At 40.2% G+C, this 15,548-nt stretch carries 12 protein-coding genes and 1 riboswitch; of the genes, 4 read left to right on the top strand and 8 right to left on the bottom strand.

Going from position 1 to position 15,548, the window contains the following annotated elements; translation table 11 throughout:
- Positions 1 to 324: 324 nt before the first annotated feature.
- From ribB to dapB, 6 genes are all read right to left on the bottom strand, one after another.
- A complete protein-coding gene (gene ribB, locus ALFOR1_RS06475; RefSeq protein WP_104642415.1) occupies positions 325 to 978 on the bottom strand; it encodes a 3,4-dihydroxy-2-butanone-4-phosphate synthase in 654 nt (217 codons plus the stop codon).
- 143 nt (positions 979 to 1,121) lie between these two features.
- Positions 1,122 to 1,310: riboswitch (FMN riboswitch) on the bottom strand.
- A gap of 67 nt (positions 1,311 to 1,377) precedes the next feature.
- The gene (locus ALFOR1_RS06470; RefSeq protein WP_104642414.1) at positions 1,378 to 2,436 is read right to left on the bottom strand and encodes a S66 family peptidase; all 1,059 of its coding nucleotides are present in this window, start codon (positions 2,434 to 2,436) and stop codon (positions 1,378 to 1,380) included.
- A 321-nt stretch (positions 2,437 to 2,757) separates the two neighbouring features.
- Positions 2,758 to 3,234: a transcription elongation factor GreA gene (gene greA / locus ALFOR1_RS06465; RefSeq protein WP_104643631.1), complete on the bottom strand. Its 477-nt coding sequence runs from the start codon at positions 3,232 to 3,234 to the stop codon at positions 2,758 to 2,760.
- Positions 3,235 to 3,281: 47 nt separating this feature from the next.
- Positions 3,282 to 6,500, bottom strand: coding sequence for a carbamoyl-phosphate synthase large subunit (carB, locus tag ALFOR1_RS06460; protein ID WP_104642413.1), 3,219 nt, complete (start codon positions 6,498 to 6,500; stop codon positions 3,282 to 3,284).
- Between the two features lie 16 nt (positions 6,501 to 6,516).
- The gene (gene carA, locus ALFOR1_RS06455; protein WP_058548887.1) at positions 6,517 to 7,653 is read right to left on the bottom strand and encodes a glutamine-hydrolyzing carbamoyl-phosphate synthase small subunit; all 1,137 of its coding nucleotides are present in this window, start codon (positions 7,651 to 7,653) and stop codon (positions 6,517 to 6,519) included.
- A 365-nt stretch (positions 7,654 to 8,018) separates the two neighbouring features.
- Complete coding sequence (gene dapB, locus ALFOR1_RS06450; RefSeq protein WP_104642412.1) at positions 8,019 to 8,822, bottom strand: 4-hydroxy-tetrahydrodipicolinate reductase; 804 nt, start codon at positions 8,820 to 8,822, stop codon at positions 8,019 to 8,021.
- Positions 8,823 to 9,176: 354 nt separating this feature from the next.
- Between dapB and ALFOR1_RS06445 the strand changes: the two genes are divergently transcribed.
- From ALFOR1_RS06445 to ALFOR1_RS06435, 3 genes are all read left to right on the top strand, one after another.
- Positions 9,177 to 10,490: a Na+/H+ antiporter NhaC family protein gene (locus ALFOR1_RS06445; RefSeq protein ID WP_058548885.1), complete on the top strand. Its 1,314-nt coding sequence runs from the start codon at positions 9,177 to 9,179 to the stop codon at positions 10,488 to 10,490.
- Between the two features lie 131 nt (positions 10,491 to 10,621).
- On the top strand, positions 10,622 to 11,410 hold the full coding sequence (locus ALFOR1_RS06440) for a nucleoside-binding protein (protein WP_104642411.1): 789 nt from the start codon (positions 10,622 to 10,624) through the stop codon (positions 11,408 to 11,410).
- 151 nt (positions 11,411 to 11,561) lie between these two features.
- On the top strand, positions 11,562 to 12,578 hold the full coding sequence (locus tag ALFOR1_RS06435; RefSeq protein WP_058548883.1) for an alpha/beta fold hydrolase: 1,017 nt from the start codon (positions 11,562 to 11,564) through the stop codon (positions 12,576 to 12,578).
- A 110-nt stretch (positions 12,579 to 12,688) separates the two neighbouring features.
- On the opposite strand, the gene ALFOR1_RS06430 is transcribed toward ALFOR1_RS06435, so the two are convergent.
- The gene (locus ALFOR1_RS06430; protein ID WP_058548882.1) at positions 12,689 to 13,486 is read right to left on the bottom strand and encodes a M48 family metallopeptidase; all 798 of its coding nucleotides are present in this window, start codon (positions 13,484 to 13,486) and stop codon (positions 12,689 to 12,691) included.
- 186 nt (positions 13,487 to 13,672) lie between these two features.
- On the opposite strand from ALFOR1_RS06430, the gene ALFOR1_RS06425 reads away from it, so the two are divergent.
- The gene (locus ALFOR1_RS06425; RefSeq protein ID WP_104642410.1) at positions 13,673 to 14,875 is read left to right on the top strand and encodes a Bcr/CflA family efflux MFS transporter; all 1,203 of its coding nucleotides are present in this window, start codon (positions 13,673 to 13,675) and stop codon (positions 14,873 to 14,875) included.
- A gap of 30 nt (positions 14,876 to 14,905) precedes the next feature.
- On the opposite strand, the gene grpE is transcribed toward ALFOR1_RS06425, so the two are convergent.
- Entirely contained in the window at positions 14,906 to 15,520 is a 615-nt protein-coding gene (gene grpE, locus ALFOR1_RS06420; RefSeq protein ID WP_104642409.1) for a nucleotide exchange factor GrpE, read from the bottom strand.
- Between the last annotated feature and the right edge of the window lie 28 nt (positions 15,521 to 15,548).

Genomic DNA, 15,548 nt, shown 5'->3' with positions numbered 1-15,548 from the left:
ATCTACTAAAGTTATAACGCCTATTAGCACCTGCACAATAGATACTTAATACATTAAAGTTTAACCAATAAAACTAAGTAAAAAAGTAACGGGAACACTGGCCTAAAGCACAATACACAGTGAGTCGTATAAGGTTTAACAACCTAACTAAAGGGACCCTGCTTAAAACGTTAATAGTTCACACTCAGATTTATTAACTTTACTTAGATAGCACTTAACTCTCAATATTAGTTATTAAATTTAGAGTAATAAATTATTTACTTCTTAATACAAAACCCAACTTAAAAGTTGGGCTTTATAATAAATTTAACCTAACCAGTTAAACTAGCTAACTTTTAGTTCGCGTGCTTGAATATACTGCACTAAGTCTTCTATCGATACCACGGTCATACTGTGTTTATTAGCATAGTCACTTACCTGTGGCAAACGCGCCATGGTGCCATCAGGATTAGTTAGTTCGCAAATAACACCAAATGGTTTTAAACCAGCCAGCTGCATTAAATCAACAGATGCCTCGGTATGACCTCGGCGTACAAGTACACCACCGGTTTGCGCTTTTAAACCAAATACATGGCCTGGGCGTGATAAATCGCTCGGTTTAGCATTATCGGCGGTTGCCGCTTTAATCGTGGTTACTCTATCGGTTGCTGATACACCGGTTGTTACGCCTTGTTTAGCTTCAATGGTTACAGTGTAAGCTGTGTTATTTTGACTGGTGTTGTTAGCTACCATTTGCGGTAGGTCGAGTTGTTTAATGCGTTCATCGCCCATACAAAGGCACACAATACCGCTGCCTTCGCGGATCATTTCGGCCATTTGAGGGGGAGTTAAATGCTCTGCAGAAAATACAAAGTCGCCTTCGTTTTCGCGGTTTTCGTCATCAACAACAAGTACGCCTTGGCCTTGCTGCAGTGCGGCGATGGCATTTTCTACACGGGTGTGGCTTTCGCCAAATTGAGTAAGTAAAGACTGAATCATCATTATATTCCAAATAAAAAATAAATAGATTCAGGACACTGAAAGGCATGGCAAAGCCATACAAAATAAATTTGTATGTTTAGCCAAAAAACAGCATTAAAAACACACGCCAAAAAGCTCTGTTTATGGCGTAGTGTAATAAGCTATATTCTCTTTCATCCGGACTTTAACCGTCGGCTCTGGCATCTCACCAGATCTGCTTGACCTTCATTTAACTTTTTCAATATTGTAAAAATAAATTAAATAAAGCGCTCGCGGGCTCGTTTTAATCAAAAAAGTATTGAGTAAAACATACCGCCGGTGGGGAATTTCACCCCGCCCTGAGAATTTACCGCAAACTTATACGTTTACGGTATGCGCATTATACGCCTGTATTAATAGGTTATTCAAAAATAAAAGTTAAGAAAGCTCAGTATTTAATGATGCTTTAAGTACTTTACCTTCATTAATATCAGCAATAAGCGAGCATGAAGCGCCATTTACCAGGTTTAAATTAGGTTGTACATGACCTATATCGGCATCAAAAATTACCGGAAACAAACATCCGCCTAGAGCCACATCAAGCGCATGGCGGTAATCAAAGGCGTCGTAATTACTTTGAGTGATTTCGCTTCGCCCTAAAATAAGGCCATTAATATCGTCAAATATTCCGGCTAACTTTAGTGAAAGTAAAAACCGAGCAACCGTCGTCGGCGTAAGCTCTGAGTTTTCTAGGTATAAAATTAATCCTTCTGATGCACTGTGTTTTTTAAATTCGTGTAATGCTAAAAAGGGGGAGTCGAGCAATAAACCTACTGTGTCTAAGCACCCACCAAATAAGCGCCCTGACATTTCTATCGTGCGTTTATCAGTAGAGTTTAAGCATTGCCAATGAGTTGGCTCGCTGGGGTTTAAAAGTTCATCAGGGTTTTGAGCATAATTAGGTTTCACTTTTTGATGTAAAGATGAAGGACCTTGTTCAAACTTACTCCCCGCTTCGTAGGTCAAAGTTTCAAAAATTTGTAAACTATACGGATTTTTTTCATCAGGGTGTAATTGCATTAAATTTGCGCTATGTAGAGTGGCCCATTGGCATTTGGCCGTTAATGCACAAGCAATAGTGCTCACATCAGAAAAGCCCACCAGCCATTTAGGCTTTGCCGCTTTTATAGCGTTAAAATCGAGTAACGGTAGCACTTCCATTGCAAGCTCACCGCCCATTGGTGGCATAATAGCTGCTATTTCGTCATCAAGTAAAAAGCCCATTAACTGCTGTGCATGGGCTTTGGCATCAAGTTGTTCTCGAGGTTTGTTTTGGCGTAAAAATTCGCCTTCTACTACCTCGTAACCACGGTGTTTTAATCCGTCCATCACTATATCTAATCGTCCGTGATACTTTTCTTTTAGCCCAGATGAAAGCGAGCAAATAGCAATTTTAGAGCCTACTTTTAAAGGCGCTGGATAAAGTATATTAGCCATTGAGTGTTCCTTTTTAATAAAGTGATTATGTACCTATATCATCATGTTAACTCTTTATGCAATATGAATACCTTTGTTATACCAACTCCATTAAGTATGTGTTCTAAATTTTACGCCGAAAAAACAACTCATTTCTAGGCGTAAATTGATGTAAATGGTTGTTCCCTTTACGAAATTTACAACAAAGAAATGGGTTGTTTTAGCAAGTAAAATAGATCGGCTATTTATTGGAGTTGGTATTAGTATCGTGATTTATTCAAGACATAAAAAAACCGATGCGAATGCATCGGTTTTTATTTAAACGTTACAGTGAGCTAAATATTAAAGATACTCAACATCAATGATTTCGTACTCAACGTCGCCTTTTGGCGTTTTAATGGTTACAGCATCATCTGTTTGCTTACCAATTAAACCGCGCGCGATAGGCGAATTAACAGAAATTAAGTTGTTTTTAATATCTGCTTCATCATCCCCTACAATACGGTATTTTACTTCGGCATCAGTTTCTACATTTACGATAGTCACCGTAGTGCCAAAAATAACTTTACCCGTATTAGGCATTTTAGTTACGTCGATAATTTGCACATTTGAAAGCTTAGCTTCAATTTCTTGAATACGGCCTTCACAAAAACCCTGTTGCTCACGCGCAGCGTGGTATTCAGCGTTTTCTTTTAAGTCACCATGTTCACGTGCAATCGCAATATCATTTACGATTTTAGGACGGGTAACTGTTTTTAATTCGTTAAGCTCTTTGCGCAGTAAATCTGCGCCACGAACTGTCACCGGAATTGATTGCATACTTTTCTCACTTAACACCAAGGCCTTAATGGCCTTGGTACATTTCCTTAGTTCAATCGCTGGTGTAGCTCTTGAACTGACGTCACTTTACTACGGTCGTCTGCTTGGTTAGCAGTACAGTTAGCAAATGCCGCGTTCAAGGTTGTCGTGTAGTTGGTTTTGTTTTGCAATGCACCACGACGCAACACCTTCGAATCTTCGATCGCTTGGCGACCTTCGGTGGTATTTACGATATAGCTGTACTCTTTATTCTTGATGTTATCAAGAATATGCGGGCGGCCTTCATATACTTTGTTTACACGGCGTACTTCAATACCGGCCTCTTTTAAAGCCTCTGCTGTGCCACCTGTTGCATCAATTTCAAAACCAAGGTCTGTCATGGTTTTTGCAAGCTCTACAACACGAGACTTATCGCTGTTACGTACAGATAGTAACGCGCGACCACCGCGTGGTAAAGTGTTGCTTGCACCTAATTGTGCTTTTGCGAACGCTTCGGCGAAAGTATCGCCAACACCCATCACTTCACCTGTTGAACGCATCTCTGGGCCACGGATAGGATCCACACCCTGGAACTTAGCAAATGGTAAAACCACTTCTTTAACGCTGTAATATGGAGGGATCACTTCTTTAGTAATGCCTTGGCTTGCCAGTGACTGACCCGCCATACAACGCGCAGCTACTTTTGCAAGTGCAACACCGGTTGCTTTTGATACAAACGGTACTGTACGTGCTGCTCGTGGGTTTACTTCAATTAAGTACACTTTGCCATCTTTTACAGCAAACTGTGTATTCATTAAGCCAACTACGCCAAGCTCAAGTGCCATATCGGTTACTTGCTTGCGCATTACATCTTGCACTTCTTGAGATAAAGAATGTGCTGGCAACGAACATGCTGAATCACCTGAGTGAACACCCGCTTGTTCAATGTGCTCCATGATACCGCCAATAATTACTTGCTCGCCGTCACAAATTGCGTCAACGTCAACTTCAATTGCGTTATCTAAGAAACGGTCAAGTAATACTGGTGCCTCGTTTGATGCTGACACGGCTTCGGTCATGTAGCGACGTAAATCTTGCTCGTCGTATACAATTTCCATTGCGCGGCCGCCTAATACGTACGATGGGCGCACAACCAGTGGGAAACCAATTTCAACTGATTTAAGTAGTGCTTCTTCAGTTGATGTTACCGTTGCGTTCTCTGGCTGTAGTAAATCAAGACGCTCTACTAACTGTTGGAAACGCTCACGGTCTTCTGCACGGTCAATCGCATCAGGAGAAGTACCAATCACTGGCACGCCATTCGCTTCAAGCTCACGCGCTAATTTAAGTGGTGTTTGACCACCGTACTGCACGATTACGCCTTTTGGTTTTTCAACACGGACGATTTCTAGTACGTCTTCAAGCGTAATTGGCTCAAAGTATAAACGATCAGATGTGTCGTAATCGGTAGATACCGTTTCAGGGTTACAGTTAACCATGATGGTCTCGTAGCCGTCTTCACGAAGCGCAAGGGCTGCGTGAACACAACAGTAATCAAATTCAATACCTTGGCCGATACGGTTAGGACCGCCACCGATAACCATGATTTTGTCTTTGTCTGTTGGATTTGCTTCACACTCTTCATCGTACGATGAGTACATGTAAGCTGTGTCTGAGCTAAATTCTGCTGCACACGTATCAACACGTTTGTACACTGGCACAATATTTAGTTGATGACGTTTTTTACGAATTTCAGCTTCAGAAACACCGGCAATTTCAGCAATACGCGGGTCGGCAAAACCTTTACGCTTAAGTTTGCGTAAAAAGTCTGCATTTAGGCCAGCCATGCCAACGTCACTAATTTTAGCTTCGTCTTTTAAAATGTCTTCAATTTGCACTAAGAACCAGCGGTTAACTTTAGTCAGTTCGTAAACATCTTCAACGCTCATACCATGGCGCATTGCATCAGCAATATACCAAATACGCTCGGCGCCTGGCTCGCGTAATTCACGAATGATTTTTTCACGTGCTTTAGGGTCATCAAGTGCCACAATTGGGTTAAAACCCGTTGCGCCAACTTCAAGACCACGTAATGCTTTGTGTAATGACTCTTGTTGGTTACGACCAATTGCCATTACTTCGCCTACTGATTTCATTTGCGTTGTTAAACGGTCGTTAGCACCGGCAAATTTTTCAAAGTTAAAGCGAGGTATTTTAGTTACAACGTAATCAATTGAAGGCTCAAAAGACGCTGGTGTTTTACCGCCAGTAATATCGTTTTGAAGCTCATCAAGCGTGTAGCCTACTGCTAGTTTTGCTGCAATTTTAGCAATTGGGAAACCCGTTGCTTTAGAAGCAAGTGCAGATGAGCGTGATACACGTGGGTTCATCTCAATGATAACCATACGGCCATCTTCTGGATTAATACCAAACTGTACGTTAGAACCACCGGTTTCAACACCAATTTCACGCAGTACAGCCATAGAGGCATTACGCATAATTTGGTATTCTTTGTCGGTTAAAGTTTGTGCTGGAGCAACCGTGATTGAGTCGCCTGTATGCACGCCCATTGGGTCAAAGTTTTCAATAGTACACACAATGATACAGTTGTCTTTTTTGTCACGAACAACTTCTGTTTCGTACTCTTTCCAACCAATCAGTGATTCATCAATCAATAATTCGTTCGTTGGCGATAAGTCTAAACCGCGCTCACAAATCTCTTCAAACTCTTCCATGTTGTAAGCAACACCGCCGCCGGTGCCACCCATGGTAAAAGAAGGACGAATGATACACGGTAAGCCAATACGGCTCATTGTATCTTTAGCTTCTTCCATTGAATGAGCAATTTCAGCACGAGGACATTCAAGGCCAATGTTTTTCATTGCTACGTCAAAGCGTTCACGGTTTTCTGCTTTGTCGATTGCATCAGCTGTTGCGCCAATTAGCTCAACGCCGTGCTTAGCCAGTACACCGTGCTTGTCTAAATCAAGCGCACAGTTTAATGCTGTTTGACCACCCATTGTAGGGAGTACTGCATCTGGCTTTTCTTTTTCAATAATTTTTTCTACCACTTCCCAGTGAATTGGTTCGATGTACGTTGCATCGGCCATTTCTGGGTCGGTCATGATAGTTACAGGGTTTGAGTTAACTAATATAACTCTATAGCCTTCTTCTCTGAGTGCTTTACACGCTTGAGCACCAGAGTAATCAAATTCACAAGCTTGACCAATTACAATTGGGCCTGCGCCTAAGATAAGAATGCTTTTTATGTCGGTACGTTTTGGCATTATTACTCCAGTTAAATTAGTTGTTACGCGCTTGCATCAAGTCGATGAAGTGGTCAAATAATGGGGCTGCATCGTGCGGGCCTGGGCTTGCTTCTGGGTGACCCTGAAAGCTAAACGCTGGTTTATCTGTACGATGAATACCTTGAAGCGTTCCGTCAAATAACGATTTGTGCGTAGCACGTAAGTTACTTGGTAATGACGCTTCATCTGCAGCAAAACCATGGTTTTGTGCGGTGATCATTACTACGTCGCGGTCTAAATCTTTTACTGGATGGTTACCACCGTGGTGGCCAAATTTCATTTTTGCTGTTTTAGCACCTGAGGCAAGGGCTAATAACTGATGACCTAAACAGATACCAAAAATAGGCGTGTCGGTTTCTAAAAAGGCTTTAATTGCATCAATAGCGTAAGTACATGGCTCAGGATCGCCAGGCCCATTAGATAGGAATATACCATCTGGGTTTAAAGCAAGTACATCGGCTGCTGAGGTTTGCGCTGGCACGACGGTTAATTTACAGCCGCGATCAACTAGCATACGTAATATATTACGTTTAACACCGAAGTCGTAGGCAACAACATGAAACTTTTCATCAGCGGTATCTAGGGTTTTAAATCCTTCACCTAATGTCCAGCTTGATTCGCGCCACTCAAAATTTTCCTTGGTTGAGACAACTTTTGCTAAATCCATACCTTTTAAACCTGGGAAGGCTTGCGCGGCTTCTAACGCTTTGTTTTCGTCTAGCTCGCTACCAGCGATAATACACCCGTTTTGTGCGCCTTTGTCGCGCAGAATACGTGTTAGCTTTCTGGTGTCGATGTCCGCAATACCTAAAATATTACGTTCTTTTAAGTAATCATCTAACGATTGCTCGTTACGAAAGTTACTTGCTAGCAGTGGCAAATCACGGATCACTAGGCCTTTAGCCCATATTTGATTCGCTTCTTCGTCTTCGCTGTTGGTACCCGTATTACCGATATGTGGGTACGTCAAAGTTACGATTTGTTCCGCGTATGATGGATCAGTCAAAATTTCTTGATAACCAGTCATAGACGTATTGAATACTACTTCACCGACTGACATGCCGTCAGCGCCGATTGCAGTACCGCGAAACACTGTGCCGTCTTCTAGGACTAACAGAGCGGATTTAGTCAAGTTAAACCTCCTAACAGTAAAAAACGGGAGTAAGCAATTGCTTAACACCCCGCCAATACCCAGAGGGATCGTCAAAACCAGATTTTTTGTGAGCTTATAATTGTTTTACGCAGTCTTAAATGATGCCGATATAAAACGCTAAACCTTCAATCATTTTTTCTTGCCTAAAACTCTTATCATTCCCACTGAAACCCCTGGTTTTACTAGCCACTTGGGTATAATTGGAAACACGCATTTAGTAATTTTTGGCAAATTGGCTGCATTCTACATTAAGTTACTATTTAGGTCTAACACTATTTGGTAAATTGTTACAAACAAGTCGCTTTAGGTGAAATTAGACCCAAACAGGTAAAAAAGTAACTAAACTACTTAAGATCAAGCACATCTTGCATATCATAAAGTCCTGCCGGTTTATTTTGCAACCAGCATGCAGCCCTTACAGCACCTAGTGCAAAGGTCATTCTTGAACTTGCTTTGTGGGTTAATTCGAGCCTTTCGCCCATTGTGGCAAAGTATGCGGTATGTTCACCTACTATGTCTCCACCTCTTAGTACTGAATAACCTATTTCATTTTGCGATTTAGCCGTTTCTACTTGGCTGCGGTCGTATACTGCAACCTCGTCATGGTTCCAGCCCTTTGCATCTGCAATTGATTCACCAATAGCTAAAGCAGTACCCGATGGTGCATCTATTTTATGACGATGGTGCGCTTCAAATATTTCTATATCTAAATCATCGCCAAATTTAGTGGCTGCTGTTTGTACCAAATTTAATAGCACGTTTACGCCAACACTATAATTGCGGGCAAATACAATCGGAATGTGCTTTGCCGCATCGTTCAAAAGCGCCATATCATCAGCGTTCAGCCCTGTGGTACCAATAACCATAGGTAGCTTTTGCGCAACCGCTGTTTTTAAATGATTACGCATACCTTGTGGCAATGTGAAATCGATTAACACATCTACATTATTCACTTCACTTTCAACACTAAAGCTTACAGCGCTATCGGCTGCACTATTTACTTGATTTACATTAATACCTAATAACGATGAACTGCTACGAACGTATGCGCCTGTAAGTTGTGTTTGCTCTTTAATTGTCGCGGCTTCTAATAAGGCTAAGCCCATTCTGCCGTTAGCACCAAAAACACCTATTCGATTTGTAGTCATGGTTTTTACCTAATTTAATTTGAATCCGTTTATTAGCCATATATCCGGACATTGCAAAATACGCAGGTGGGTATTTTTATGCAGCTGGATAAATATTAATCGCTGAAAATCGCGTTGCTTTATAGATATTATCTAAAAGTCATGCAATAGTCAGGTGACCTTTTAATTTTATAATAATAACAATACCAGTTTACTTTAGCCATCTATACATTTAAACTTCTCTTTCGCGTCGATTTGGTCTTTGGCTTGCGGACGCTGCGGCTAACAACTTTTTAAAATAAAAAGTTGTACTGCTAAATTCAGCTAAAAGAGGAGTTTTGGCTGTGATAAATTTTACTGGTTATGAGGAATATGATGCAGCCATCATTTAACAAAAACAAAGCAATACTTTCTTTACTCCCCCTACTTACCTTTGTAGCGCTATTTTTAGGCTCAGGTTTATACTTGCAATCGCAAGGGGTTGATTACGCGTTTTACCAACTACCCGCCCCTGTGGCTATTTTGCCAGCCATTATGCTTGCGTTTATTTTAAATAAAGGCACAGTAAACCAATGTGTAGAAACCTTTATTAAAGGTGCTGGGCACAACAACATTATTACCATGTGTTTAATATACTTACTTGCGGGTGCCTTTTCGGCTGTGGCAAGTGCAACCGGTGGTGTTGATGCTGTTGTAAACGCAGGCTTATCGCTTATTCCTCCCGCTTTGTTGCTGCCAGGCTTATTTTTAATTGCTGCGGTTGTATCTACGGCTATGGGTACTTCAATGGGTACTATTGGTGCTATAGGCCCAATAGCTTATGCGGTATCTATTAAAACAGGCATCGACCCTGCATTAATGGCCGGTACTATTGTATCTGGCGCTATGTTTGGCGATAACTTATCTATTATTTCAGACACGACTATTGCAGCTACTCGTACGCAAGGCTGTGAAATGAAAGATAAATTTAAAGAAAACTTAAAAATAGCCGTGCCCGCTGCCGTTCTCACCATCGCGTTATTATTATATTTAACACCTGCACCACAAGCCGTAGAAACGAAAGATTACGATTTGTTATTAGTACTGCCGTATGCCTTTATTTTAATATTGGCTGTTGCGGGTATGAACGTATTTGTAGTGTTATTTAGCGGTATTGTTTTTGCTGCTTTAATGGGCTTTACCGGCAGCTACGAAGGTGCAAGCTTTGTAAAAGACATATACAAAGGCTTTACTGATATGCAGGAAATATTTTTACTTTCTATGTTTATTGGTGGCTTATCTGAATTTATTCGTATTAACGGTGGCCTTGATTACATTGCCCAAAAAATTCAAGCCATTACTAAAGTAATCGCTAAATGGCACCGTAAAGTGGCTGATCAACTAGGTATTGCGGCTTTAGTTTTAACTAGTAATGTGTGTATAGCTAATAATACAGTATCTATTATTGTTGCCGGCCCTATTGCTAAAAAGCTCGCTGAGGATGGCGAAATAAGCTCTAAACGCTCTGCAAGTTTACTTGATATATTTGCCTGTGTAACTCAGGGTTCATTGCCTTATGGCGCACAAGCCTTATTACTCGGTGCTACATTTAAAATTAGCCCATGGGAAGTATCTACTTCATCATACTACTGCTTTATTTTAGCGTTTACGGCAATTACTATAATCTGTTTGCGCCGCAACAAAGCATAATAAACGAGTCTTTATATGTTGCAGCTTAATAAGTAAGCTGCAACATATGTTAAAATAATACTCTACATATCAATCACTTTTGCTATAATGCGCGCCTTCGCGTGTCACTAAAATTATAGTTAAATACAGATATGAAATTTAAAAAATTACTTCCTCTCATTACCCTTACATCAATTGCTTTATCGTCTTCTGCTTTTGCCGCTAATTGGAGCAGCACAGCATTACATATTAATAATGGCGACCAAAAAAACCCTTTTACTAAGCAAGAGTCGGATACCACTGTTTACTCTATTCAACATGCATCGGGTTACGATTACGGCGATAACTTCTTTTTTATCGATTACAGTAAAGACGATACAACTGACGGCTATCAAGATAGCGATTTTTACGGCGAATGGTATTCTACGGTAAGCTTATCGGCCATTAGCGGTGAAAAAATTGGCGTAGGCGCGTTATTAGATGTTGGCCTTACCGGCGGTATTAACGTAGCTGGCGACGCTAAAATGATGAAATACTTGCCGGGCGTTAAGTTAAGCTGGGATGTACCCGGGTTTAACTTTTTTCAAACGTTAGTAACTGCCTACATTGACGACAGTGAAGGTGTAGCCAAAGGCGGCGCACCTATTGAAACAAATAGCTGGATGTTTGATGTTGCTTTTGAATACCCTTTTACTATTGGCTCACAAAAATTTAGCTTTAAAGGCCACGCCGAATATATTGCTGAACGTGAAGACGAATTTGGTAACGATGTAGAAGCGTGGATACTCGCACAGCCTATTTTAGTATGGGATATGGGTCATGCACTTGAAATGAAAGAAAATACCTTATTACTCGGTATGGAACTTCAATACTGGCATAACAAGCTAGGTACTGAGGTCACAGAGTCAGTTCCGCAAATACATGTAGAATGGACATTTTAAGCAATCACTCTGCGTTAAAATTACATAAATTGGAGCCCTATTAAGTGCTCCTTTTTTATGCCATGAAAAGTATTTAATTGAACAGTGTTTAATACTTAGCTATTGTCGTACTTCATTTAAGCCACACGCTTGCCTTACTAGGAGTATCAACATGTCATCTATTAAAGTTATTTGTTTTTCTGCTTTGTTAGCTTTAACTAATAATGCTTTAGCAAGTAGTGAAGTAAATACAGAGTCTCTCTCTTACGATGCGCTTTTAAGCAGTTATCAATATGATTTTAAAGTAAATTACTTTAGCGTTGAATCACAAAAGCAGTCTCTTAAAATGGCGTATATTTACCTAAAGCCTACCAAAGAAAATATGCCTACAGTAACGCTTATGCACGGTAAAAACTTTAATGCTGATTATTGGACGACTACAGCGCAGTACCTACAATCACTTGGCTTTGGCGTGTTAATGCCTGATCAAATTGGCTTTGGTAAATCATCTAAACCCACCAACTATCAGTATTCATTTGCCGCGCTTGCCCATCATACACATGCATTAATTGACTCTCTTAATTTAAAAGAAACGATTGTAGTTGGCCATTCTATGGGCGGTATGTTGGCAAGTCGCTTTGCATTAATGTACCCCAGCACAACAACTAAACTGATTTTACTAAACCCAATAGGGCTTGAAAACTACTTACAATATGTAGATTACAAAGATACTAATTTTTTCTATAAAAACGAATTAGCAAAAACACCTGAAGGTGTTCAACGTTATCAACAAAAAAATTATTACGATGGAAAGTGGAACGCCACATACTCAGCATTAACCGACTTTATTACAGGGCAAATACAAGGCCCAGATAAAGAGCAAATGGCGTGGGTTAACGCTAAAACGTACGATATGATTTTTACTCAACCGGTAATTACAGAATTTAAAGACTTTGCTGTGCCAGTTAAGTTAATAATTGGCACTCGTGATAGAACAGGACCCGGCCGAAACTGGAAAAAAGACGGTGTAGATTATGAGCTTGGCCGTTACGATAAGTTAGGCAAAAATGCTGCATCGCTTATCCCTAATGCTAAATTATATGAGCTTGATAATTTAGGGCATTTACCACAAATAGAAGATTTTGAACGCTTTAAAACTGTATTTAAACAAGCACTTGCTGCTGAATAACCACGCTTAAAAATAAAACAAAACCCCTGTAGGTAAAATACTTACAGGGGTTTTATATTAATTACGTATTAATACTAAACGTGTACAACTTTAACTAATAAAACGCATAACTACAGTGTGCACTGCGGTTTTTTGCCTTGAGATTTAGCAGTGCTTTGCTCACTAAGTGCTTTGCTCATTTGCGCTTGTAAATTTTTAATGCGGTTACTTGGCGCTGGGTGAGTAGATAAAAACTCAGGGGTTGTACCGCTGCCTGCGGCGCTCATATTTTGCCAAAGCGTTACCGACTCTTGTGGGTTAAAACCGGCCTGAGCCATTAAATCTAAACCAATTTCGTCTGCTTCAGATTCATGTGAGCGGCTAAAAGGTAAAACAACACCGTATTGTGCGCCTAACCCTAGACCCTGCATTATTTCGTTACGGTATTGAATATTGCCCATTTCAAGTGCAGCGCTACCTAATTGCATTCCAGTATCTAAAATTGAGCTTTGTGATACACGCTCATTTGAGTGCTCTGCTATTACGTGTCCGACTTCGTGCCCTAGTACTGTTGCTAATTGGTCTTGATTGGTGGCTATTTTTAATAAGCCCGTATGAACACCAATATAACCACCAGGTAGTGCAAAAGCGTTAGCAGATTCATCTTCAAATACCACTACTTCCCAATTTTGAGACGCATATTCTTGAGGTAAAACAGCGACTACTTTTTCAGCAATACAATTTACATAAGAATTTGTTTTAGCATCTTTATTTATTGGCTGAGACGCTTTCATTTCGGCAAAGCTAGCGGTGCCCATTTCACTCATTTGTTGATCTGAGTAAAGTGCAATTTGAGTACGTCCTGTTGGTGATGTTTTACAGCCTGCTAAAACTGCAGTTGCTAATACGGCAAGTACTAGTTTTTTCATGGTATTTTCTCTCAAGTCGTTATTTTTTATTGTGTGTAGAATAGCAAACACAGTGCCAGTTTAGAATCTTTGCACTGTATTGCTTGATAATTTATTTTTATTAACTTAGCAGGCAAACTAAGTTTATACACCCCCAATGCCCTGTTACACTATAGGCCTTGTTTTTAGTGATTGTTGAGTTTATTCATGGACGCCTCAGCCTCGTCTTTTAATACCCGTATTTTATTACCTTTATTAGCCAGTATTGTGGCAATTACTCCTTTGGCAATAGATATGTATTTACCCGCCATGCTGGTAATTGCGAACGATTTACAAACCAGCATGCCAAATGTACAAATTTCGTTAAGTATTTATTTGGCGGGTTACTCATTAGGTATGTTATTTTTTGGCCCTATAGCCGATCAAATTGGCCGCAGAAAACTCGCGCGTATTGGCTTATCTTTGTTTGGTATAAGCTCTGTAGCACTGGCATTTACCACTGAAATACATACCTTTTGGGCACTAAGAGCTGTGCAAGCATTTACAGGTGCAGCAGCCACAGTGGTTGTGCCAGGTGTAATTAGGCATATTTATCAACAAAATACGGCTAAAGGCATGTCGTATGTGTCAATGATCATGATGGTAGCGCCGTTAGTTGCTCCTTCTGTTGGCTCATTTATATTAGGGTTTTCTGTTTGGTCTAGTATATTTTTAGTATTGGCTGCTTACAGTTTTGTGATCCTTGCGTTTGTACAAGTGCATTTAATTGATATACCCATTCACACAAACGAGAAAAAAGGCCTAGCCCTATTTTTTGATAGCTATAAAACCGTGCTTAGTAATAAAGATGCTCGAGCAGACATTTTAAGCTCTATGTTTGTATCGTTTGGTTTTTTTTGCTTTTTAACCTCAGTACCGTTTATATATTTAGATTTATATAAAGTATCTGAGCAATTGTTTGGTGTGTTATTTGCTTTTAACGTTATGGCACTTATGTTTGGTAACTTTTTAAACACCCGAATTGTACCAAGGATTGGCTCTCGTAAGATGCTGTATATAGGGCTTGCTTGCGGGTTTATATCTGGGCTGGCGCTACTAACTTTTAGTTTATTACACCTCTCTTTATATTATATTGTGGCTGCCATTGCGCCGTTGATGATGAGTTTAGGGGTTACCGCAAGTAATGCCGACTCACTAATATTAATGAAATTTGAAAAAAACACAGGAACTGCGACAGCTGTAATTGGCACACTTCGTTTTGGCAGTGGCGCATTAGTTGGACCACTACTTGCGCTAATGCACGCTAAAAGCTCTGTTCCGTTTTCAAGCTTGATGTTTAGTGCCGTGCTTTTAACTATGCTAGTACAATTAATTCACTACAAATTAGACAAAAAAAATGCCTCAATTTGAGGCATTTTTTAAATATGTTAAAGGGCTAAATTAAGCATCAGCCGCTTTTGAAACCATAACCATTGCTGGGCGCAATAAACGGCCATTCAATGTGTAGCCTTTTTGCATAACGGCCAATACTGTATTTGGCGTTACATCGTTGCTTGGCTGAATAGACATTGCTTGATGAAAATCTGGGTTAAATTGCTCGCCTTGTGGGTTTACAATTTCAACGCCAAATTTAGCAACGGCATCGTTAAAACTTTTAACCGTCATATCAATACCTTCTAGTAACGGCTTTAATGTTTCGTTTTCTTTATCAGAAAACTCAATAGCGCGTTCTAGGTTATCAATAACTGGTAGTAATTCGTTAGCAAATTTCTCTAGTGCAAATTTGTGAGCTTTTTCTACATCTTGTGCTGCGCGACGACGAATGTTGTCAACGTCAGCTGCTGCACGTACTACACTGTCTTTTTGATCAGCAATAGTTTGTTTTGCAGCTTCTAGCTCTGCATATAGCATCGCAATTTCAGCTTCAGGGCTTTGCTCTTGATCAGCTTCATGTTGCTCTGCGGCTTCTACTGCTGCTTCAACATCAGCTTCCATTTGAGCTACTTCTTCGTTTAGTTCTACTTCTTGCTCAGGGTTTTTTGTCTGCTCAGACATAAAATACGTGCTCCAATTCTTTACAACT

This window comes from Pseudoalteromonas carrageenovora IAM 12662, from assembly GCF_900239935.1.
GTDB classification, from domain to species: domain Bacteria; phylum Pseudomonadota; class Gammaproteobacteria; order Enterobacterales; family Alteromonadaceae; genus Pseudoalteromonas; species Pseudoalteromonas carrageenovora.
The sequence above is the reverse complement of the archived record's forward strand: the minus strand, read 5'-3'. Positions and strand labels throughout refer to the sequence as shown.